The 23753-nt window shown below is 58.2% G+C and carries 16 protein-coding genes; 11 read left to right on the forward strand and 5 right to left on the reverse strand.

What is annotated here, in order from left to right; all coding sequences use genetic code 11:
• Nucleotides 1-169: 169 nt before the first annotated feature.
• From HY011_13310 to HY011_13320, 3 genes are all read right to left on the reverse strand, one after another.
• Entirely contained in the window at nt 170-1789 is a 1620-nt protein-coding gene (locus HY011_13310; protein MBI3423907.1) for an Ig-like domain-containing protein, read from the reverse strand.
• Complete coding sequence (locus HY011_13315; protein ID MBI3423908.1) at nt 1714-3765, reverse strand: IPT/TIG domain-containing protein; 2052 nt, start codon at nt 3763-3765, stop codon at nt 1714-1716. Before HY011_13315 ends, HY011_13310 begins: the two co-directional genes overlap by 76 nt.
• Before the next feature lie 365 nt (nt 3766-4130).
• Nucleotides 4131-5405, reverse strand: a complete 1275-nt coding sequence (locus tag HY011_13320; GenBank protein ID MBI3423909.1) for a hypothetical protein — start codon at nt 5403-5405, stop codon at nt 4131-4133.
• A gap of 616 nt (nt 5406-6021) precedes the next feature.
• On the opposite strand from HY011_13320, the gene HY011_13325 reads away from it, so the two are divergent.
• Nucleotides 6022-7155: a hypothetical protein gene (locus tag HY011_13325; GenBank protein ID MBI3423910.1), complete on the forward strand. Its 1134-nt coding sequence runs from the start codon at nt 6022-6024 to the stop codon at nt 7153-7155.
• A 21-nt stretch (nt 7156-7176) separates the two neighbouring features.
• Here HY011_13325 and HY011_13330 read toward each other — a convergent pair whose 3' ends face one another.
• Nucleotides 7177-8340 (reverse strand): FAD-dependent oxidoreductase, encoded by a 1164-nt coding sequence (locus HY011_13330; protein ID MBI3423911.1) that lies wholly within the window; start codon nt 8338-8340, stop codon nt 7177-7179.
• Nucleotides 8341-8497: 157 nt separating this feature from the next.
• Between HY011_13330 and HY011_13335 the strand changes: the two genes are divergently transcribed.
• Nucleotides 8498-9325 (forward strand): GGDEF domain-containing protein, encoded by an 828-nt coding sequence (locus tag HY011_13335; protein MBI3423912.1) that lies wholly within the window; start codon nt 8498-8500, stop codon nt 9323-9325.
• Nucleotides 9326-9442: 117 nt separating this feature from the next.
• A complete protein-coding gene (locus tag HY011_13340; GenBank protein ID MBI3423913.1) occupies nt 9443-11308 on the forward strand; it encodes a hypothetical protein in 1866 nt (621 codons plus the stop codon).
• 40 nt (nt 11309-11348) lie between these two features.
• On the opposite strand, the gene HY011_13345 is transcribed toward HY011_13340, so the two are convergent.
• Nucleotides 11349-11903: a NifU family protein gene (locus HY011_13345; protein MBI3423914.1), complete on the reverse strand. Its 555-nt coding sequence runs from the start codon at nt 11901-11903 to the stop codon at nt 11349-11351.
• Nucleotides 11904-12134: 231 nt separating this feature from the next.
• Between HY011_13345 and HY011_13350 the strand changes: the two genes are divergently transcribed.
• From HY011_13350 to HY011_13385, 8 genes are all read left to right on the forward strand, one after another.
• Entirely contained in the window at nt 12135-14636 is a 2502-nt protein-coding gene (locus tag HY011_13350; protein MBI3423915.1) for a sodium-translocating pyrophosphatase, read from the forward strand.
• Between the two features lie 93 nt (nt 14637-14729).
• Nucleotides 14730-15446, forward strand: coding sequence for a winged helix-turn-helix domain-containing protein (locus HY011_13355; GenBank protein MBI3423916.1), 717 nt, complete (start codon nt 14730-14732; stop codon nt 15444-15446).
• 371 nt (nt 15447-15817) lie between these two features.
• Nucleotides 15818-16108 (forward strand): hypothetical protein, encoded by a 291-nt coding sequence (locus HY011_13360; protein MBI3423917.1) that lies wholly within the window; start codon nt 15818-15820, stop codon nt 16106-16108.
• 209 nt (nt 16109-16317) lie between these two features.
• A complete protein-coding gene (locus HY011_13365) occupies nt 16318-17232 on the forward strand; it encodes a zinc ribbon domain-containing protein (GenBank protein ID MBI3423918.1) in 915 nt (304 codons plus the stop codon).
• Between the two features lie 125 nt (nt 17233-17357).
• On the forward strand, nt 17358-19889 hold the full coding sequence (gene mutS / locus HY011_13370; GenBank protein ID MBI3423919.1) for a DNA mismatch repair protein MutS: 2532 nt from the start codon (nt 17358-17360) through the stop codon (nt 19887-19889).
• A gap of 235 nt (nt 19890-20124) precedes the next feature.
• The gene (locus tag HY011_13375; protein MBI3423920.1) at nt 20125-20850 is read left to right on the forward strand and encodes a hypothetical protein; all 726 of its coding nucleotides are present in this window, start codon (nt 20125-20127) and stop codon (nt 20848-20850) included.
• Nucleotides 20851-20971: 121 nt separating this feature from the next.
• Nucleotides 20972-22702, forward strand: coding sequence for a hypothetical protein (locus tag HY011_13380; protein MBI3423921.1), 1731 nt, complete (start codon nt 20972-20974; stop codon nt 22700-22702).
• Between the two features lie 3 nt (nt 22703-22705).
• Entirely contained in the window at nt 22706-23107 is a 402-nt protein-coding gene (locus HY011_13385) for a DUF2809 domain-containing protein (GenBank protein ID MBI3423922.1), read from the forward strand.
• Nucleotides 23108-23753: the final 646 nt, after the last annotated feature.

Here is a 23753-nt window from a genome sequence, read left to right on the forward strand (position 1 = left end):
CCAGAGACCGGGCGACAAGCGGAAAACACGCAACCTGGGTACGCACGGCTTCCAGCGTGCGGGCGTGGCAACGGACGGGATGCTGCCGAAGGATTTCCTTTCAGTATCAAGCCGTCGGCTGCCACGCCCGCACGCTGGAAGCCGTGCGTACTCAGGCCGTCCGCAGGCATTACTGCGCGCGGCGGTAAAACTTGCCGTTATACGTGCCAGCGTAGAAAAAGCCATTGCCGGCAGCCAGCGTGGAGACTTGCAACTCGGTCAGTCCTTGGTTGAATGGTTCCCAAGTTCGCGTGGCATCATTGAACCGAACGATCCCGCCCCCTGCCGCCGCCGCTCCGCCCCGCAAACAGGCATAGACGACGTTGTTGTGGACAAGAAACTTCGTTACTGGCACGAGCGTTGTGCTCCCTGCTGCTGTTGGTGGGACGCCTGTATTGATTAGCTCCCACGACAAGCCGTTGTTGTTAGAGTAGTAAATCCCTGAGAAATTCGTCCCGACGAAGATTTCAGTTCCGCGTACCGTAATGGCTGTCGCCGTGCCGCCTGCGGTGTCCAGCGCAGCAATGCCAATCTTCGAGAAGAAGCCGCCTGAATCAATCGAGCGGTAAACATCTCCGTTATAAAGCCCGTAGAAGCCATTTGAACCGATGGCGGCAGCCTCTAAGTTCTGGTCGCCAATCTTGGCCCAGGTCAGCCCGTCATTCGAGGAACCGAAAAAGCCATAGTACCCGATGGCATAAACTGAAGCGCCGGTTTGGATAAAATCGTAAACGTAACTCGCCCCGGTAAACGTCGTTGTCCAATTGTTGTTGCCGGGCTGTGTCCGGTGGATTTTGTTGAGTCCATTTGTCCCCGCGAGCAAGTAGCCATTGCGCGCAGCTAGGCCAACAATGTAGTAGCCGTTGGAATCAAGACCCTGCCCGAAGGGAACCCAGCCCGATCGATTGTCTGGTGACCGAAATACACCATAGCCGTAGCGCGAAAGGTAAAGATCATTTCCAATCGGCACAATGTTTCTGATTTCTCCGCCTTGAAAATCTGTCGTGAGTATCCAGCTACCACCGCCGCCACCGCCAGTGGTAACAGTAATGGCAACCGGCTTGGTGTCGCTCAAACTGCCGTCGCTCACCGCAAAATTTACCGTCACGGTGCCGACCTGATTCGTATTCGGCGTCCACGTGAAGCGCCCCGTTGTCGCGCTTGTCTGGCTAAACGCTGCGCCGCTCGGCAAACCTGTCGCTGTCAGCGTCAACGTTTGCCCCACATCCGGGTCGGTCGCAAAAACATCGAACGTGAGCGGGGTTCCTGCCACTACGGTTTGCGTTCCCGGTACTGTCAGCACGGGCGGGCTGTTGGGCTTGACCGTCAACGCGATGGTTTGCGTCGTGACGCCATTCTGGTTGTCGGTCGCGCGCAACGTCAGCGTATACGCGCCTGCCGTATTCGCGCCGGGTGCAAGCCGCACGTTGAACACACCTTGCACTTGGACAATCGAAGCGAAGGCCGCGCCGCTCACGGTCACTTGCACGGTTTGATTCGGATCGGGATCGCTGACCAGCAGCGGGATGTCGCGCGTCTGGCTCTCGGTCACGGCCAGCGCGAATGGCGCAACCAGCGTCGGCGGTTGATTGGGCTGCGTCGTGGGCGAAGGCAGCACCAGATCGGGCGTTACGCGCGTCAGGCCGTTCACGACGGCGGCGATGTTGTTGCGCGTCACGCGGTCGGTGCGGCCCGTGGGCCGGACGAAGCTGGCTTCGACGCTGAGTTGGTTATTGGCCGGGACGGGCACGTTGCGCAGCGTGAAGCGCCGTTGCCGTCGGTGACGGTCTCTTGCCCACGTACTCTGACCAATGCGCGGCGCACGGGTGTCGTGTTGTCGCTATCCACCACGCGGCCCGTGACCGTGGTCAGCGCGCGCGGCAACGCCGCAAAGTACACGCTGGTTTCGGTGATCGTATTCGCACCAGTCTCGACGCGCGTGCCGTCGGCGGAAACCGTGGCCGTGCCCGCTTCAATGAATTGACCGAGCGTCGCGCTGCCCGTGGTTTGATCCAGTTTGTAAAGCCGCGCCGCCGCATTGGCGGCCAAGCCGTCAGGGTTTGGAAAGGTCAGCTTGCCGCCCGGCGCGAGTTTGACGCCGAAGGGCGAAAGCTGGGCGATGGCCGAACTGAAAATCCCGGCGGGCAATGGCGCGGGCGTGCGGCTGTTGGCGATCAGCGTCAGGAAAACCAGATTGCCGGTCACGCCGGGTGGAAACGTGCCGACAGTGTTATCGGCGAACGTGAACGTGACGCCGCCGGAAGTCACGCTGCCCTCGGGCGCGAGCAGGCGGTGCGTGCTCCAATCGTTTACATCCGCAGCGCCGCCGCCTTGCGTTTGCACAGAAACGGCCTCGCCCGTGACGGGTTGCAAGGCGACGTTGGCCTGTAGGTTGTCGCGGTTGGCGGTGACGGTGACGATCTTGCTGTAAACCTGCATCGGCGGCGTCAACGGCAGTTTTGACGGATCGAATTTCAAGGTGCCCAGCCCGGCGCTCAAGTCGCGCAGCAAATACGTGCCATCGTTGCGTGTCGTAGCTTTGATCGCGCCGACACTGACTTCGACGCCGGGCAGCGGATTGCCATTGGTGTCGGTCACGAGGCCGCTGAGCGTCGTGCGCACCGTGACGGTGTTGGCGCTGCTGCCTTCGCCCTGTATCGTGCGCACGGCGACGCGCCCGCTCTCGGCGCCCAACGGCACACGCACGATCAGTTGATTTGCCGAAGCCGATTCGACGACGGCTTCCAGCCCGTTGATGAGGACGACATTGTTGGCGGCAACGGCGGAAAAGCCGGAGCCGTTGACGTTGAGCGTCTCGCCCGCCGTCGCCAACGCGGGTGCAAAGCTGGTGATCGTCGGCGGATTCGAGCCAATCAAGCCGGCGATTTCAATTTCGGCTTCGTTGGAAACAAAGTTGCCGCCCTGGACGGCGAGTTTGACTTTGCCGCGTCCGAGCAAGGCGCGCGGAATCTCGACGTTGATCTGATCCACACCGACCAAGCCGCCCTGTTTGGCGGCAAAACTGGGCGTCAATTCAAGGCCGCCCAGCAACACGCGCACATTTTCGGCGACGCCATTGCCGGTGTTGCCGTCCGTATTGGGTAAGCCGCGCACGCCGCACACAAACAGCGCCAGAATGACGCGTTCATTCGCCGGCCCCAGGTTGACGGGTTTGGTCGCCCAACGGTTGTTGACCAGTTGCGCGATGGCTTCGGTCGTTTGCGCGCCGTTCGCGGCAACGCGCATCGCCACGGCAGCGGGCACGCCCAGGCCATTGCCGTTGGCGGTGAAGATGGTCGGGGCGGCGCTGACGATGGTCAGCTTGCCGGTATGCGTGATGGCGCCGTTGCGCAAGACATTGACCGTCGCTTCACCGGCGGCAGTGCCGAGCGGGACTTGGTAATTGATCTGGCCGGTCGAGACGAAAAACAGTCCGGCATTGACGCCATTGACCGTGACCGTGACGCCATTGAGCGTCGTGGGCAGCGGCGTGGCGGTGGCCGTCGCGTTGCCGGGCGCCAGGTTGCTGCCGAATCCGGCGGCGATCCCTTCGGCAGTCAGGTTGGTTTCAAACCCAGCAGCAGAGAGCGAAATAAACGGTGGTTGCGTTTGCAGCGGCGCGGTCAGGCTCTGGAAATACTTGCTGAAACTAAGACCGCCGAGAAATAAACAACCGATGAACGTGAGCGCACGTAACCTAAGTGAGCGCATTTTTCGTTGGGGCATAGCTGAAATCTCCTCTAGCTCGGCACTGGCTTAATGGCAATTCCAAAGCGATTTGGAACCAGGAGGGAGGGTGAAGGCAGCGGGAGTATACGTTGCAAAAAGAGGCCTGCCAATGGCCCGATAATGCCGAAAAGCGCAAATTGTTTGTAGGTTTCGAGAGGCTGATTTGGTGCGGCTGCGCACCTTCTTCGATGCAGTAGTACTTGGCCGGGCACAATGGATGGCCTTCGAGTTGGTAGGGGCGAAAAGGTTCTGGCAGTAAATTGTTCGGTGACCTTACTTGGGAGCGCAGGCATCCTTGCCTGCGCTCCCAGGCGGCTTCCCGAATTTTTTCCAGCCAGAAAAGCTTGGCGAAATTCGCTGGGCTAAAGCTGGTTAAGATCCTGCGGCGGCGTGTCGGCCAACAACGCCACACCCCACATCCGGCGTTGCGTGCGGGCATCAGCCGTGCCGCTTTGACGCACAAACCAGAGCCGGAAATCCGTCAGCAGGTGATCAATCGCAGCATCCATCTGGGCAAAGGTCACGCGGTTGGTGACGAATTGATAAGCGTCGCCCCAACCGCGTATTTTGCGATCTATCAAGCTCAGCGTTTGCAAGTAGGTTTGTTCCGCGCGGCGGCGTGGCGCGCCGTCTGACTTGAAGGCCCGAATCTCTTGTCTGGCTTGGGCAAGAATGGATTTTAGTTCGCGCAAAAATTTGCGCCGATTCTTGCTTGAGGGCGACACGCCGCTGGGATGAATCCGGCAGCCCAGAAAATCGAAGCCCTCGGCCACACGCCCCAAAAAGGCTTTCTGGCTGCCATCGCCGGGGGCATAACAATCCATCCCCAGCCGCGCCAGTTCTTCTTGCGCCAGGGCAAAGGCGCGCTCGATGTCGTTCTCCCGGCTGGCGAGAATCACGAAATCATCCAGGTAACGCACCATCGCCAGCCCGTTCGTATTGAGCACTTCATCAAACCGGCGCAGGGCGATGTTTCCGGCGAGCACTGACAGCAACGATCCTTGGGCCACGCCTAGCGCTGGCCCTGGGAAGAGTTCGATAAATTCGCCCAGCGCCGCGACATTATTCAGTTCTGTTGTGACCGCACGCTCGAACAAATCGGCGAAAGCGGCATCGTTGACATTGGCGCGGATAAAGTCGGCGACCTCTTCGCGCGGCACGCAGGGGAAGAAGTCTTTCATATCGGAATACACATAAGCGTGCGCGCCCGTTTCAATCAGCCTGACGATACAAGCAATCGCTTGCGGCAAGCCCTTGCCCGGTGTGCCTGCAAAACTGCGCGGCTGGTTGAGCACGACAGGCAGCGCGCCCAGGTGTGTTTTCAACTCGTCATCTGCGGTGTAAAGCACATCCAGGATGGCGCGTTGCACGATGCGGTCGCGCACCGAATGGATGGCGATGCCGCGCCGCGAACCGCCGCTCTTGCGTTTGGTATAGCCGTGTTTTTTGGAAAATTCGTAGGTGTGCTGGCGCAGCGCCGTTTGAATCTCAAGCAACGCGCGCAACGGAGCCGCGTCAATCGCGTGCATCTCATAGGTGATATGCGGCCACGCCGTATGCGCCACGTTGGCCCGCACGTCACGCCAGGCGCGATAAAGGTTGTCTAGATCGCTGACAGCTAGTGCTAATTCACCCATCGTTGGAGTTGAAAAAATATCGGGGGCCATTGGTTACCGCAACCCCCGACCGTTAGGTACCGGCGTTCCACAGAGCACAGCCAAAGCCGTGGCGATCTGCAGGAGAGGCCGAAGCCTCTACTTGCCAGCCGCGCGGCGCGCACTCATAAGCGCGCCACGCCAGCCGGATGGACCCGTCACCGACCATCGTTCCGCCCACGATACTGGACTGAACGATGCGGCGATCCTCACCCGCGCGGGGTGAGACCGAAGAGCCTTGCGAACAAGTCTCTCAAAGCCGCCTGCCAGCGTTTGTGCCCAAGCACTGCGTCATCCCAATGATCCAAGCATGACCTGGTTGCGGTAACTGACGCTGCGCCTGGCGCGGCCTGGCGGCGCCTCGCGGAGCGTAAAGTGGTTGCACCTCACGACGATCCGCGCGCTTGTGGCGCGGCTTCCGACATTGGTGAATGCCGGAAGCAGAGGCAAACGGAAGATATACTACCGCGTAACGATGTCAACCGGCTCTTGTCACAGAGACTCAGTTCGGCATCCAGCAATTGCTTGTCAGCTTTCGCCTCTCTGAGTAGACTGCGCTCGCCTTAACAATCACCTGAAACAAAACGGAGGGACACTGATGGAATGGCGCGTCTTTTTTATCGGCCCGATGGGTAAGGAAAAGCCCGGCAAAGGGGCTGATAAAGGGGTTGATTACACGTTGCACTTGCCCAAACTCCACGCCTTTCTTGTTTCTTACCTCAAAGAAGAGCACGGGTATCAAGAAACCAAAAATAAGTTTTTCACTCTAACCGAAGGCCAGCGCGTCGGCAGTGTCACGCTGGTAAAAGGAAAGGGAAAAGGCAAGGATTCTATTACCATCCTGACCCCGTTCGACCTATACGGGGCTGGCGATATTCCCTCAAATGTGTTTGATGCGATTGATGATTCTGACTTGGTGATTGCTGATTTGAGCGGCAATAAACCAGCGGTGATTTACGAACTTGCCTTTACGCATGCGCTGGGCATCGAGACGATTTTGGTCGGCGGCGCCGAAGCCGTGAGTTTCTATCTGGCGCAAACCAAATTCATCAACATTGATTTCCGGCCCAAAACGATTTCTTCCGATGAGTTAAAGAATAGATTCGCGAGTTGGCTCAAAAATAGGAATAAGCTTTTCGAATCAGAAAATCCGCTTCAACGGTTTTACGGTGCTCCATTGCCTGACATTTCGGCGGCCAATGGGCTGGCGGCAGGATTCTATGACAACTTCGCGCGCCCGATTTTGACGAATGGTGAAATCGTTTATCGAACGCAAACTCCGGAAGGAAAGCTGGTCGAGGAGACTAGGGCCTTGCAAGGGTTGATCGTACTTCGCCCCGAAAACTTGGCGAGCCGGGTGGAGGAAATCAGGGAAGAATTGGAAAAACGGTTGCTCGCTGAATTTCCAGGAGAGGTGCTATATGGCGCGCCGGATAAGCTGTTCATCAGAACAAACGAAGGCGCGCGCACGCCGTTTTTCCTGGTCAGAGACTACTTGATTGATATTCCCCGAACGATGTTTTCGTTGGCGCTCTCGCCCCGGCTGGAACGCACCAATCGCAATCAAACGCTCAAAAGCAGCATGGAAGGGGTCTTAATCGGACGCTTTTTCGAGGGCGTGAAAAAGAATCTGAAAAAAGACCGCAACATCAAAGTAAAGCTCTTCCACTTCGGCTCGGTCGCAGAAATTCCAGCGATTATCAAAACTGGGGGAAGCAACACTTGGTCATAACCTTATGGCGAGGACAGCGCCTCAGTAAACCGCGCGCCGTCGCCCCGTCTCTTTCGTCGCTAACGCAAAGCGCGGCTCCACGTCATCCCCCGCCAAAATCCGCGCGGCCATGTATTCGCCCAGCACCGGCCCGTGTTTGAAGCCGTGGCCGGAACCGCCGCCGACCAGCCAAACGTTCTCAAAGGCCGGATGCCGATCAATCAAAAAATCGCCGTTGCAGGTGTTTTCGTACTGGCACACGCGGCTCTCGACGAGCGGGGCGTCTTGCAAGGTTGGGAAACGTTCGGCCAGAAAGGCGCGGACTTCCTGCAAGCGTTCTGGCGTGAAGGCGCGTTCGCCCGTGTCGGGATCGAAGGGCGGCCCGTGGCGGTCAAGGGCGAGTTTGAAACCACGTCCTTCCATATCCGGCAAGCCGTACATCTCGCTGCCGAAATCTATCCAGGCGGGGAATTGCGGCGGAGCAAAGCGCCGGTCGCCCGCCGGCGTGCCGAAATAAAACACCTCTTGCCGTGTTGGGTGAAGGCGTTCGCCAAGCAGGTCAGGGAAGAGCTTAGGCAACCAGGGGCCGCAGGCAAAGACGAAGACCCCGGCGCTGATCGTCGCGCCTGCGTGTGTTGTCACGGCCTTCAATTGGCCCATGCCTACGGGTGGCAAAATCGCTGCTGGGAAATAATCAACGCCAGCATTGACGGCTTCACGCGCGACCAGTTGCACGGCGCGCCGCGCCAGTAATGCGCCGCTTTGCGGTTCATAAATCCCCCACGCCACCGGCCCAAAATTGATTTGCGGGTAGCGGCGTTCCAATTCGTCACGGTCCAATTTCTCAAAGGGGATGCCGACGTTTTGCAAAACTGTGACGCTGTGCGCCGCATATGCATCCTCGGCGCGCGCCAGCAACAGCACGCCCGTAGCTTGGAAGACTGGCTGTCCGGTGCGTTCGTCAAACTCCCGCCACAATTGCAAGGCGCGCCACGACCAGCGTGTATAGAGTTCGTCCGCGCCGTAACTCATGCGGATGATGCGCGACTCATCGCCCGAACTCGACCGATTATTGCCGGGGCCGTAAGCATCCATCAAAGCCACACGCAAACCTGCGCGGCAGAGTTGATAGGCCGTCCACGCACCAAACACGCCAGCGCCGATCACCGCGGCATCATACGTTTTTTGAAGAGAGTCCTTTTGCATAACGGTTCTATTTCCGAAGACTTTTACGCGCTGAGTGCGCGGATGGGTTATGCCATTGCGGCGAAGTGAATATAATGTCCGCCGTTCGCTGAAAACAATCTGTCCCGCAAGCATTCGTACAACACAGTCGCAAGACACGGTGAGGAGAATAGCCCTAATGCCGGATTCGATGGTCGCTCTTTTACGAGACAATTGTGAAAGTCTGTTGGCGCAATTGGCGCAGACGCCTGTTGAACGCGCGGCGGAATTCAACACCCTGCTGGAAATCGTCAGCTTGACTTGCGCCACGCCGGGCTTGAACGAAGATGCGTTCAAAGCGGCGCGCAAACTGGGTGAATGGTATGCCCGATACAATGGCGATCTGCAAGATTTAATCGGCCAGTTACTATTGGCCAGCCAATTTCCCGGCGAGGGCCATCTGCCGAAACAACAGGCGCTGTTGGCCAGCGCCATCAAAGCGTATTTGCACACGATGACGCGGCAATTGCAGGAACAGGCTCAGCAAGACCCCTTGACCAAACTCTTCAATCGGGCTGTGTTTGAACACCGCTGGCAGGAGGAATTGGCGCGCGCGCGCCGTTATGGCCGTGAATTGACACTGGCACTCTTTGATCTGGATCAGTTCAAACAAGGCAGTGGTCGGCTAGGTCGGCCCGCGGGCGACGAAGTCTTGTGCCATTTCGCGACTGTCCTGCAAACCTCTTTGCGTCAAAGCGACGTTGCTTTTCGTTATGGGGACGATGAGTTTGCGACACTCTTGCCCGAAACCGGTTGCGCCGCCGCCATGCCCATTTTGCAACGGCTGGAAGCACGGTTGCTTGAGGCTTGCCAGGCGGAAGCTGTGCGCCCGCCGTTCGGCATTCGCTATGGCTTCGCGACGTACCCAGCCGATGGGCAAGGCGCCGGCGAATTATTGCGGTTGGCTGATGCGCGTCTGTATGAACACAAGCGTGCGCAAACTCAAGCAGTAGTCGGTAGTCGGTAGTCAGTAGTCAGTAGTCAGTCCCTTTTTATTCACAGTCAATAATTGCAAGAGATTCCATTCGGAGACGACTACTGACTACCGACTACTGGCTACTGACTACGCATTAGCGGTAACCACATGAATCGTTCAGTCTTTCAATCCAAACCGGTTAACTCACGGCTGATTTACTATGTCTTGATCTTCGGCTTCGCCATGCTGCTCAGTTCACTTTGGTACATTGGCAACTACAGTACGCAAAAGCTCAGCGAATTGAGCACCCTGGCCGAAGAGCGCACGCAGGATTACACCAACCGCCTGAAACTGGCGATCCAGTTACGCGAACAAACCGTCAGCGTTATCGCAGAGGCGCGCTTCTATCGGGCCGCGCGTGATTTGCGCGTGCGTGGCCCCGCCATTAAAGCCAAGTTGAACGAGTCGAAAGTAAAGCTGGAACAGTTGCTGGGGGAAGGCCAAAAACTCCGTGCCCTACGTGGCGCAGCGCTACCCTCCGATGAACGCGCGGCTTGGGAAAAGGTCGAACAGAGCGCCAAAGATTTCTGGCCCGCGTTGTTTGCCGAAGAGCAACGCGTACCGGAAGGGCCGCCCACGACTACCTCTGATGCTATCGGCGCTGGCGCTTTAACCAAGGAATCCGAGCCACAGGTTTCTGACGAAACGCAACGGCATTTTTTTGACAAACGCAACCAGCTTGCGGACGCCACCCGCGCATTGGCCGACAACCTCAGCAGCCGTCAAAGCACCGTCTTGCAGGAGATGAAAGCGCAACAGACCCAGGCAGCCGCTGAGGTCAATAATCGTTGGTGGTTGATGTACATGGTGAGTTGGATTGTGGCTGTAGCCACCTACATTCTCACGCAACAACAGGTGCGCCAAATCCGCGAGGCCAAGAACAATGCGCAAGAGGCCGATGGCCTGACGACTTCGGTGCTCAACAGCTTGTCCAACGACGTGCTGGCTTTTAACGAACAAGGCGCGGTGCTAACCGTCAATCCGGCGTTTCTCAAAGATTTCAAGCTGCAACGCGACGAATGTTTGCAGCAGGATTACCGCACCTTGCTCAGCCGCAATGCTGACTTACGCGCCTTTGTCGAACAGTCGGCCCAAGCCAAAAACGGCGACCCGGCGCATCGCAAACACATTCAAATTCAGCCTGACGGCGGGCAAGAGATGACGCGGCTCTTTGATGTTGACGTGGCGCCGCGTCTGGTCGGACAGCAGCAGCGCGGGCACGTCGTCGTGCTGACCGATGTCACCGAGGCCGAGCGCATCCGCGAAGAGGCCAACCGCAATCGCACGCTTAGCACAGTCGGTCAATTGACCGCCCAGGTCGCCCACGAAATTTACAATCCGTTAGGCGCGATCAAGCTCAATGTGGATTTACTGGAAATGCAGTTAAGCGATGAGGACAACGACGTCAAACACACCGTTGCGCGCCTCAAACGCGGGTTGGAACACCTGACGACCATCGTGATGGATTTGCGTTATGTGACGCGCCCGCGCGAGCCTGAACGCCAGCCGACCGAGATGAATGCCTTGTTGGATGAGGTGATCGAACTGGCGGGCGACCGGCTGGAACGTTCGCGCGTCGTGATCAAACGCGATTACGCGGCGGCAAAATTGCTGGGCGAGTACGATCCGCTGCAATTACGCAAAGTCTTCTTGAATCTGCTCATCAATGCCGTCGAAGCTTCGCCGCGTGAGGGCGAGATCGAATTGCGCACGCGCATACTCAACCCGGATGAATTGCCGCCGGACTTTCAAGCTGAACGCGGGGCCGTTGCCGTCAGCGTCACCGACCACGGCATCGGCATGTCGCCCGAAACCAAACGCCGCATCTTCGAGGCGTTTTATTCAACCAAACAACACGGCACCGGCTTGGGTATGATGATCACGCAGGAAATCATCAAAAAACACGACGGCAAAATTGAGATTGAGAGTGAGGAGGGAAAGGGCACGACGGTGAGCGTTTATTTGCCGGTGTGAAGGATGAGGGATGAACTGATTTCCCCCTCACCCTCACTCTTCAAACGGAGATAACTTCTATCTCAGGATCAACCTCGGCTTTCAGCATGCTTTCAATGGCCATCAACGTACCATATGACGAACTCGGGCAACTGCCGCACGCGCCCTGATAGCTGATCGTCAAACGTTTGCCATTCAGTCCGATGATTTCCAAGCCGCCGCCGTCCATCGCCAAGCCGGAGCGGACTTTTTCATCCAGCACCTGATTGATCTGATCAAGCAGTGGGTTTTCGCCAACGACGTAAGCCGGGTTGCTTTCGGCTGCGGCTGCTTGCGCGACTTCGGTCACTGCCGGGGCTGAGCGAATCGGTTCGGCCAGCTTGCGCAGCATCTCTTCCCAATCCACATGATCCGCTTTGTTGATCGTGATGAAGCGATCCATGTAAAAGACCGAGGTCACGTTGCCCACGTCAAACAATGACGCGGCCAAGGGGTCGCCTTGTGCGGCGAGCGCGTTTTGATAGGAACGTGAAGAGCCAGCCGTCACCGGTTCCTTCAAAATGAACTTCACGGCATTTGGGTTGGGCGTGTATTCGATGTCTGCAATCTTGGGCATTTCCTTCTCCTTGCTCAATCAATCTAGTTTTGCTGCTAACGAGGCCTGATTATAGTCATCGTTCACAGGTTCACCAAACCACGCAACCCAGCCCGGTATGACCAAGGGAAGCGCCCGCCCGCCCGCCCGCGCTTTTCAAGCCGCTTTTGCTTCGTCTATAATCCGCCGCTCATTACGGCATTCACATTGTCTAAGGACGTCAACTTCATAACACAAGAGGTTCAATCACCTATGCACCAAACGAATCCTGGATTCGGTCTCGCGCGGCTGCGCCGTCAACTCACTGCCCAACTCACTGCACTGACGGCGGGCGTAGCCTTTTTCGCCCTCAACACCCTGACGGCATTTGCCCAGGAACCGGCGCACCGGCCTGGCGGCGAAGCCAATTTGAAACTGCCCGATCTCTCGACCGTCTCATTTATGGGCGGCACCAATGGCCGCAGCCTGTTGATGGTCGGCATTCTGGTCTCGCTGCTCGGGATGGTTTTTGGGTTGTTGATTTATACCCAACTCAAAAAGATGGCCGTGCACAAAAGCATGCTCGAAATCTCTGAGTTGATTTACGAGACGTGCAAAACCTATCTGGTGACGCAGGGCAAATTCATCTTGATTCTGGAAGCCTTTATCGCCGTCATCATCGTGCTTTACTTCGGCTTGCTGGTCGGCTTTCCCGCGTACAAGGTCGCTATCATTTTGATCTTTAGCCTGATCGGCATCGGCGGCAGTTATGGTGTCGCGTGGTTCGGCATCCGCGTCAACACCTTCGCCAATTCGCGCACCGCCTTTGCCTCGCTCGGCGGCAAGCCCTATCCGATTTACGCTATCCCGCTTAAGGCTGGGATGAGCATCGGCATGATGCTGATCTCGGTCGAATTGCTGATCATGCTCTGCATTTTGCTCTTCATTCCGGGCGATTACGCCGGGCCGTGTTTCATCGGCTTCGCCATCGGTGAATCGTTGGGCGCGGCGGCCTTGCGTATCGCAGGCGGCATCTTCACCAAGATCGCCGACATCGGTTCCGATCTGATGAAGATCGTCTTCAAGATCAAGGAAGACGACGCGCGCAACCCTGGTGTGATCGCCGATTGCACGGGCGACAACGCGGGCGATTCGGTCGGCCCGTCGGCAGACGGTTTTGAAACCTACGGCGTGACGGGCGTCGCGTTGATCTCGTTCATTCTGCTGGCCGTCAATCAGAAGACGGCAGGCATCGGTTTTGAAACGATACAGGTGCAACTGCTGGTCTGGATTTTCGTGATGCGCGTGATGATGGTCATCGCTTCGGCTGGCTCATACTTCATCAACGAAGCCATCGCGAAAGCGCGTTACGACGGCGCCGACAAGATGAACTTCGAGCATCCGCTGACCAGCCTGGTCATCCTGACTTCCATCGTTTCGATCATCCTGACCTTCGTTGTGTCGAAGCTGATGATTCCGGACTTGGCGGGCGACAGCACGCTATGGTGGAAGCTTTCGATGATTATTTCGTGCGGCACGGCGGCGGGCGCGATCATTCCCGAACTGGTCAAGGTCTTCACCTCGACCGAATCGCGGCACGTCAGCGAAGTCGTCACCTCGTCCAAAGAGGGCGGTGCCTCTCTCAACATCCTGTCCGGCTTGGTCGCGGGTAACTTCTCTTGCTACTGGTTGGGCATCAGCATCGTCATCCTGATGGCGATTGCTTATGCAGTCAGCCTGCAAGGTCTGGCTGTGCTGATGGCCGCGCCGGCGGTATTCGCCTTTGGTCTGGTGGCCTTCGGCTTCCTGGGCATGGGCCCCGTCACCATTGCGGTTGACTCGTATGGCCCGGTGACCGACAACGCGCAATCGGTTTATGAACTCTCGCTGATCGAGCAAATCCCGAACATTGAAGCCGAGGTCAAACGCGATTTCGGCATCACGGTCAACTTCGACAAGGCCAAACACCTGCTCGAAGAGAATGACGGCGCGGGCAACACCTTCAAAGCGACGGCCAAACCCGTGCTGATCGGTACCGCCGTCGTCGGCGCGACCACGATGATTTTCTCGATCATCATGTCGCTGACCAACGGCCTGACCGAAAACGTAGAGAAGCTCTCGCTGCTGCACGCGCCTTTCGTGCTGGGGCTGATCACGGGCGGCGCGCTGATTTACTGGTTCACCGGCGCGTCCACGCAAGCCGTGACCACCGGCGCTTACCGCGCGGTCGAGTTCATCAAGGCCAACATCAAACTCGATGGCGTCGTGAAAGCCTCGGTGGAAGACAGCAAGAAGGTCGTCCAAATCTGCACGGAATACGCGCAGAAAGGGATGTTCAACATCTTCCTGACGGTCTTCTTCTCGGCGCTGGCCTTCGCCTTTATCGAAGAGTATTTCTTCATTGGCTATCTGTTCTCGATTGCGATCTTCGGCTTGTACCAAGCGATCTTTATGGCGAACGCGGGCGGTGCCTGGGACAACGCCAAAAAGGTCGTCGAAGTTGAACTGAAAGCCAAAGGCACCGAATTGCACGATGCCTGCGTCGTCGGCGACACGGTCGGCGACCCGTTCAAAGACACCTCTTCGGTGGCGATGAATCCGGTCATCAAATTCACGACGCTGTTCGGCTTGCTGGCGGTGGAGCTGGCGGTCAGCTTGCGGCACACGAGTGCGGGCACTTCATTGAGCCACGTGCTGGCAGTCGTTTTCTTACTGGTCTCGATGTTCTTTGTGTACCGGTCGTTTTACGGGATGCGAATCGGCAGCGAGAAGTAATTCGACTCGGCTGATTCCCAAGTGAGTGAAACCCGCGTTGCAGCTTCGGAGGCGGCGCGGGTTTTCTGTTTTGTAATGAGGAGATTTGCTTCGATGCCTTTCCCCGAAACCACCCGCCTCGAGTTGCCCATCCTGCAAGAACTCCAGGCCACGGGCGGCAGCGATCAGGTGCGGTATCTGTACGACCGGCTCACTGGCTACTTTCCGCAGTTGAGCGAAGACGATTTGGCCGCACGCACAGAAACCGGGCGCAATCGTTGGCGCACGCTGGTGCAACGCGCCGGGAAGCAATTGGCCGACGCGGGCGAATTGAAACGCGCGCAGGCGCACTGGACGATCACACCGCGCGGGTTGAAACGTGTCGCAGCCGAGGCTGTGCAATTCGAGCCGAGCCGCGCGCCTGGGCAAAACGCGACGCGCGCGCTGTCGCATCGTGAAGCGCAGGACTTGCTGGTCGAAATCGGTTCGCTGTTAGGCTGGCATGCCGAAGCGGAGTTTGAGTATTACGACGTGGTCTGGCGCGCCAGTGCGCACGCGCCGCGCCTAAGCCATGTTTTCGAAGTGCAGATTGCGGGCAGCGTGGACAGCGCGTTGACGCGGCTGAAGCAGGCTTATGAGGCGCAGCGCTCGCAACTCTTCCTGGTTATCGGCGCTGAACGAGATGTGACATTTGCGCGGAAACGGTTGGCCGCCTCGTTTCACGAAATCCTACACGCGGTGACGGTCATCGGTGTGGGCGACTTACAACGGCTGGCCGAAACGCTACAGCAACAAGCCGTGCTGCTCGAAAAATTGGTGCGGCGCGTTTGAATCCCAACCAGCTTCAATAGCCATAACTGCACCGGGCAAATGAACCAGTCTGCACAGGATTTATTCTTCCTGCGACGCCGTGTTTTAGCGGCTCCATAACAGTTTTTGTTCAGATTAGCAGCGAGAAAGGTCATACCCCATATGCGGCGAGCCTGCCCGTAAGGCTACGCGACTTGGGGTAGCCTTGGGCGCATTCGGTGGAAGCGCGTTTTAGGACAAACCACGTATATCTACGTGGTTTCAAGCATTTCTATAAAATTTCTCAGCGCGGCACGCCAAGTGCTTTTGCTAGGCGCGTGATTGAAAAGGTGCTGGCAACCAGAGACCGTTAGTCGGTGTTGCCAGTTGGCATTCCAAACTAGGAGGTAGTTATGTTGTCCCCATTTTCCAAACTGATTAGCGCGACGTTGCTGGGCTTGGCTTTGCTGATGTTGCCCACATTGACCAACAGTTCGTCTGCCAAAGCGTTTGCCGGTGACTCCCGCCGCCATAACGATGACGATGACAAAGACCATGGCAAGTACGACAAGAAGTACTCGAAGAAGAAACACAAATACGATGACGATGATGACCGCGATGGCCGTCGCTGGAACAACCGCCGCCGTTTTGACCGTGGCGATTGGTGGTGGTTCCGCAATCATCGCCGCTTCCTGAGACGCTAATCAACAGCACAAACGCAACGCAAGCTCTTAGCCGAAAGCTTACCCGGTTGCCTGCTGTGTCTTCCTGTTCAGACCGTCCCGGTCGCTCCGGCGCGTTGAAAATCTTCGCCGGAGCGGCTGTCACGCGATTGTTCCTTTCCTGAATCGCAAAAACCATTGGCCGAGAAATGCACCTTGAACGAACCCCTGACCGAATGGGAGGCATTGCTATGTTTTGTCCAAAATGTGGAACCCCAAGCAAAGGCAAACGCTTTTGCACACGCTGCGGCCTCGCACAAATGTTGCCGCGCTACCAAGGCACGCCGCGCAACGCCGCTGCCCAGACTGTCGTCCGCACGGTATCTGTTGCGGCCCACCAAACCGTGACGCAAAAAGTCGCGCCGGTGGTGCTGACTACGCCGCAACGCAACGCCGCTGCCGCGCAAACGGTGCGGATTAAACAAAGCAGCGTGACGGTCGTCCCTGCACTTGCACGCAGCAGAGGCAAAGCCTTAGACCGAAGCACACACACAATCCCGGCGAAGACGGCCTCGCAACGCAGAGTGTCTGTGCTGTTGGCGGCGGCTGTCATGCTCTTGTTGGCCGGAGGTTTTGGCTTTCAGCAATACCGGCAGCAACCGGTTGCGGCACAGGCGGTGGCCTCGCTGGTCGCTAAACCTACGGTCACGCCGATGGCGTCGCCGACGCCGGTTTTGGCGCAGCGCTGGACGCTCATTGCTGACCAGACCAGCGAGGTCAGCGCTGCTGAAAACGCCCTGGCGGAGCCGGATCAGACCGCCGCCGTGATCGCTTCCGGCGGTCAACTCGCCTTGGAGTTGCGCGCGGGCAGCTTTTTTGGCAACGGCCCAGGCGCGGATGTGCAGGTGCACAGCGCGGCCTTAGCGCCAGTCAGCTACACAGTCTTTGTGCGCAACGCCGCCGCCGCCGCGTGGCAGCGTATTGACAGCAACCGCCACGGTTTTGTGCAGGGCATCAAAGGTCACGACATGGGCCATCACGGCTTATTGCAAGCGCGCCAGTTGTTGATTCGCAACGATGCGGACACCGCGCTGCCGGTGGACGCCGTCTCGGTCGTCTATCCAGACAAAGTGGTCGAAACGCCAGACCATCACCACACGCATTGATAAAGCTTGCGGGGAGCGCGGATGAGACAGCCACGCTCCCCGTGAATGACAAGCCCGCCACGCGCCGTCTATACTCCCAGCCAGTTTTCCCAACCTTAACTTCGGAGCTTGCATCGCCTGCGCTTATGACGACCCCGTTGCGTCGCCAATACCTAGACATCAAACGCCGCTACCCCGGCATGTTGCTGTTCTTCCAGATCGGCGATTTTTACGAAGCCTTTGACGAAGACGCGCACGTCATCGCGCGTGAATTGGGCGTGGCGTTGACGCGCAAATTCTTTGGCAAGGGCCAGGTGCATCCGCTCGCTGGCGTGCCGGTGCGTGCGCTCGAAAGCCATCTCGCCAAACTCATCAATCGCGGTCACAAAGTCGCCGTTTGCGAGCAGGTAACGCTGCCGGGCAAGGGCTTGGTCGAACGCGAAGTCACACGCATCGTCACGCCCGGCACCATCGTCGAGCCGGGCTTGCTGGAAGGCCGCGCGAACAATTACCTGGCGAGCTTTGTCAGCATTGAGCGGCACGCGGGTCTCGCCTTCACGGACGTCACGACGGGTGAGTTCGCCGCGATTGAATTGGAAGCCATGCAGGCCCTGGCCGAATTGGAACGCCTTGATCCGGCAGAGTTGTTGTTGCCCCGCAGCCAACCCGCACCGAACGTTGAGATCAAGGCAATCACAAAACTTGACGATGCTCATTGGGAACCCAAACCCTCGCGCCGTGCGTTGCTGGATCATTTCGAGGTGCGGACGCTGGAAGCGTTTGGTTGTGAAGGCAAGCCGCTCGCGCTTGCGGCGGCGGGCGCAATCATCGCGTATTTGCGCGACACGCAACCGGACGCCCTCGCCAACCTGACGCGGCTGCAAAGTTTCGTGACCGACAATTTCATGCGGCTCGATCCGCAAACGGCGCGCAATCTGGAAATCTTTCAGGGTTGGGATTTCACGGGCGGACAGCCGACCGGTTCGCTGCTCGCCACGATTGATTTGACGCTCACGCCGATGGGTGGGCGGCGTTTGCGGCGCTGGTTGCGGCATCCGTTGCTGGATGTGGTTGAGTTGCGCGCGCGGCAGGACGCGGTCGAATGGTTCTGGCAACACGAACCTGTGCGCGACAAGTTGCGCGCGGCGTTGAATGAAGTGCTGGACATCGAACGCCTGCTGGGCCGCATCCGCCGCAAGCTGGCCGTGCCGATGGAAATTGTCGCGCTGGCCCGCAGCTTGAACGCCGTGCCGCTGTTGCGGGCCGCGCTCGACAAACACAAAGCGCCCGCCGCTTTCAGCCAGCCGCTCAAAGATTGCGAAGACCTGGTGGATTATGTCGCGCGCGCTGTGACCGACCGGCCCTCTTCTGATTTCGAGCGCGGCAACATCATCCGCGCGGGCTTTTCAAAAGAGTTGGACGAATTGCGCGACGTGCTCAGCGGCGGCAAGGACTTTCTGGCGCGCTTTGAGACGCGCGAGAAAGAGCGCAACGGCATTCGTTCCCTCAAGGTCGGCTTCAACAAAGTCTTCGGCTATTACATCGAGATCACCAAAGCCAATCTGCACCTCGCACCCAAAGATTACATTCGCAAACAGACGCTCACGAACGCTGAACGCTTTTACACGCTGGAACTGAAAGAGCACGAGTCGCTAATCGCCAACGCCAGCGTGCGCGTCATTGAATTGGAGACGACGCTCTATCGCCAGGTCTGCGCCGAAATCGGCAAGCACGCCGAACGCATCGCGCAGGTCGCCGCAGGCATTGCGCAACTCGATGTGTATTGTGCGTTGGCCGAAGCGGCGGCACGTTACGGTTATGTCAAACCCGAATTAGACGACAGTGATGCGCTTAACATTCGCCAAGGCCGCCATCCGATGATCGAGCAGCGACTAGACGACCGGCGGCAGTTCGTGCCCAATGACACGCATCTATCGAATCGGGGCGAGCAAATCATGCTGCTGACCGCGCCGAATATGGCGGGCAAGTCGGTGTATCTGCGGCAAGTCGCGTTGATTTGTTTGCTCGCGCAAATCGGCAGCTTCGTGCCTGCCGAATCTGCCAAGCTCGGCATCGTGGATCGCATCTTCACCCGCGTAGGCTTGCACGATTACACCTTGCGTGGCCATTCCAGTTTTATGGTCGAGATGCTCGAGACCGCGCAGATTTTGCAGCAAGCCGCGCCGCGCAGCCTGATTCTATTGGACGAAATCGGGCGCGGGACGGCCACGGCGGATGGCCTTTCGATTGCACGCGCCGTGGTTGAATACCTGCACAACCAACCGAAGCTGGCGGCCAAAACATTGTTCGCCACGCACTATCACGAACTGACCGATTGCGCCGACTATTTGCCGCGCGTCTGCAATTACCATTTGGCTGTGCGTGAACGCGGCAGCACGGTCGAGTACCTGCACCGCGTCGAAGCGGGCCGCGCCGAAAAGAGCTTTGGCATTTATGTCGCGCAACTGGCGGGCTTGCCCAAACCGGTGATCCGGCGCGCCGAAGAATTGTTGCGCGAATACGATAGCAAGGCTGGAAGGGCCGTGCGCGCTGGGCATAAAACCGCGCGCCACGCTGTGCTTGAAGTGCTATTGCAACTGGACATCAATCAACTCAGTCCGGTCGAAGCATTGACCAAGCTCTATGAATTGCAGTGCCTGGTTGGACAAACCAAATGAGGCTTGAGAGTTGCCGCTTGTTTTCCCGCGCTCTGTGGCAGTAGACTGCGCGACGACTTAGCGTTGGTTGAGCGCATGGTTGCCAGTACATTAATTGAGTGGTTGACAAAGCTACGAATAAATAAACTCGCTCGCTACGCCAAGCTCCCCAGTGCAATCCAACATCGTTCGGACGACTTCACGCAAGCCAATGTGCGCTTGCCGCAAACACTTTTTCGATAGGAGAAGACAGGCAATGAAGAAACAGCTTTTCAAACTGGCCAGCTTGGCGCTGGCCGCAGTATTCGCGGGTGTGCTCTCGGTGGCAACTCTGGCTCAAGGCCATCCCGCCGAAGGCACCTACACGGTTGCTTCCACGAGCAGCGAGATGGGAACGATCAATTTTGTGCTCGTGCTCAAAAAGAATGGCGACAAATGGATGGGCGAGATCAAAGATTCGCCCTTGCCGCTGACCGTGACCAGCACCACTGTTGATGCCGAAAATAATGTCGCCGTGGTCGCCGATGCGGGCGGCACCGCAGTCGAGATCAAAGGCAAATTCGACGCCGGTAAAATCAAAGGCGCCTGGTCGGCGGGCGACATGAAAGGCACTTGGGAAGCCGCCAAGAAAGATGCCGCGATGGCTGCGGCTCCGGCAGCACCGGCAGCCGGTGGCGGCGCGTCCGCGATGGCGGGTCTCGAGGGCACCTATGACGCCAAAGTGATTGCCGACGGACAAGGCGAATTGCCGATGACGTTGGTCATCAAAAGCGAGGGCGGTAAGCTCAAGACCGAAGTCCCCGGCGGCGGCGATCTGAACATCGTGGACATCAAGGTCGAAGGCGAAACCATCACGCTGGTGGCGCAGTATCAAGGCCAAGGCCCAATCATGCTTCCAGGCAAACGCGCCACTGACGGCAGCATGGGCGGCAAATGGGAGTTCGGCGGCTTTACCGGCACTTGGTCGGCGAAGAAGAAATAAGTCCGTAACGGACTGATGTGGCGAGAACGCGGGAAGGCGGCAGCGATGCTGTGTTCCCGCGTTTCATTTGCGACGGCGTGGCATTGGCTGGCGTCGCTCAATTTGAACTTGGAGGAAGATCATGAAACTGCGAACGGCGCTCTTTGCTTTCTGCTTTTCCACGGCACTGTGTTGTGCGGTACTCGCCCAACAAGCTGAAACTAAAGACAACACCCAAGTTTGCCACCTGCCATCCACCACCCAAGCATCAACCAAACCCGCGCAACTCATGGCTGGATATGGCAAAGTTCACATGCCCATCACGACCAAATCGGCGGAAGCGCAACAGTTCTTTGACCAGGGCCTCGCGCTGCTCCATTCGTTCTGGGGCTATGAAGCCGACCGTGCCTTTGAACGCGCCGCGCAACTCGACCCCGAATGCGCGATGGCGCAGTGGGGCATTGCGATGGCGGCAGTCAACGACGCGCGCCGCGATGCCGCGCTCAAACGCGCCAAGGAACTCGCGCCAAAGGTGAGCGCGCGCGAACAGCTTTACCTCGCCGCCGTTGAGGCGCGTTACAAGGGCGAAAAGAGCACCGTCCAAAACAACGGCTTCCTGGGCGCGACCGACGAACACACCAAGGCGCTGCGCAAAATCGTCGCCTTTTACCCCGATGACAACGAAGCCAAGCTCTTTCTCGCGCTGGCCTCGATGTCCGGTTACGAACGCGACGGCACCCCGCGCCCCGGCACCGTCGAAGCCATCGCGCTGTTGCAAGTCGTGCTCGCGCGCGACCCGCAACATCTGGCCGCGCACCATTACATGATCCACGCCACCGAAGCGGGCAAACGCGCCGTTGACGGCGTCGCGGCGGCGGATATTTACGGCACGCTCGCGCCCCAAGTCGGCCATGCCGTGCACATGCCCGGCCACACCTACGTCCACGTAGACCGTTGGGACGATGCGGCGCGCGCCTTTGAGAATTCAGCCGCCGTGGATCGCGCCTACATCCGCGACAACAACGAAACGACCGACCACGCCGCCGGACCATACGGACACAACGTCCACTTCCTGACGACGGTTTATAACTATCAGGGCCGTTATCGCGACAGCCTCAAAGCCAGCCAGGAACTCCTTGACGCCGTCGCCAAACCCGGCGAAGACAAGTCGCGCACGGCCTTGGAAGCGCGCCTCGCCCGCTTGCGCACGCTGGTGCGTTTTGAGAAATGGGATGAGATTCTGGCTGGCAAGATGCTGCCTGACAGCGGCGCGTTTGAGGTCTTCACCGCTTGGCGCATCTACGCCATCGGCCTAGCCAAACTCGGCAAAGGCGACGTCGCGGGCGCGCGCGAGCAACTGGCCGCGCTCGAACGCGAGGCGGCTTACGTGCGCGAACACATCTCGCAGGTAAAAGACCTGCCGCAAGCAGGTCGCCAACGCCAGCAAGCCAACGCGCTGAAAGTCGCACCCTTTGAATTGCGCGCCCGCATCCTCGCCCAAGAAGGCAAAGCCGACGAAGCGCTGGCCCAGTTCAAACAAGGCATCGAGGAAGAATACAAACTCGGCTATTCCGAACCGCCGATCTATCCGAACCCAATGGAAGAGGCCGCTGGCCGCACGGCGCTCGCCCTACAACGCTGGAAAGACGCCCAGGACTTATTCACCGCCGCCCTTGAACGTGATCCCGGCAGTGGCCGCGCCTATTTCGGCTTGCTGCAAACGCACCAAGCCTTGGGCAAGGCCGACGAAGCGCGTCAGCAATTGGCCAAGTTCGTCAAAGCCTGGGCGCGCGCCGACGCCGATTTGCCAGAGATGGTCAAAGCCAAAGAACTCGCGCCGCTCCCGGCAGGTTCCTCCGGCAACGGCAAGTGATAAATGCCTGAACACAAACCCAGATCACGAGCAGCGTATGCCGCGAGCAGCCTGCTCGTGATCTGTCTCGGCCTGCTTTCCCGTTCCAAACACATCCCGCTGCCGACATTCATTGCCGCTTATGCCGGAGACACGCTCTGGGCACTGCTTGTCTTCCTGGGCTTCGGCTGGCTCTTTCCGGCGCATTCCGCCATCCGCGTTGCTTGGTATGCAGGGGTATTCTCGCTTGCCATCGAATTGAGCCAGCTTTATCACGCACCTTGGTTGGACGAGTTGCGCGCCAATCGCTGGGCGGCGCTGGTGCTGGGGCAAGGGTTTTTGTGGAGCGATCTGGTTTGTTATGCGGTTGGGATTGCGTTGGGCGTGGTGCTGGAACAGTCAGTGACGCGGATAGCAAATAAGTGAGGCAGCATCCTTTATCCCACCTTGGTTCCCGTCGGTAATCCACCCGCGCGCTTTTGGCTTTGACCAAAGCACGGCACTGCTTTCATACTGCCGCCCGGTTTGTTGTTGGCGAACCACATCACGAATTTCACTCGTTCTGTAAATAATTCGGTGATAGATAAAAAGCGCGGTGCCACCTGGGAGCGCAGGCATCCTTGCCTGCTGAGGAAGAAGTCGCGCAGCCACCATTTACCAACTTAGATCGGTTTTCACTTCGGTGTATGGCAAAAGCCGCGCAAGCGGGACAGTACCGCGCGCGTGAGCAAGCGGCGCTTTGGCGTTGCGCCAGTCCAGCCGTACTTGACGCGCCGCTTGCTCACGCGCGCGGTACTGTCCCGGCGCGGCGCGTCTACCGTACACGCAAATGAAAACCGATCTAGGCCAAAGGCGGTAGCAGGGAAAAGGAACGCTACGCGGCGTTTCTTACCAGCAGGCAAGGATGCCTGCGCTCCCAGGTGGCAACCCCGAATTTTCTACAGGAAGAAATGTTGGCTCATGTGTAACCAGTTTGCATCGTTGCTGTCCGGCACATTCGTCGAATGAGCATCGCATTGATGCGTTTGGCGTTGTACATGGCTTCATAGGTCGCCACGTAGTCTTTGAGATA

This window comes from Acidobacteriota bacterium, from assembly GCA_016196035.1.
In the GTDB taxonomy this organism is placed as follows: Bacteria; Acidobacteriota; Blastocatellia; order RBC074; family RBC074; genus JACPYM01.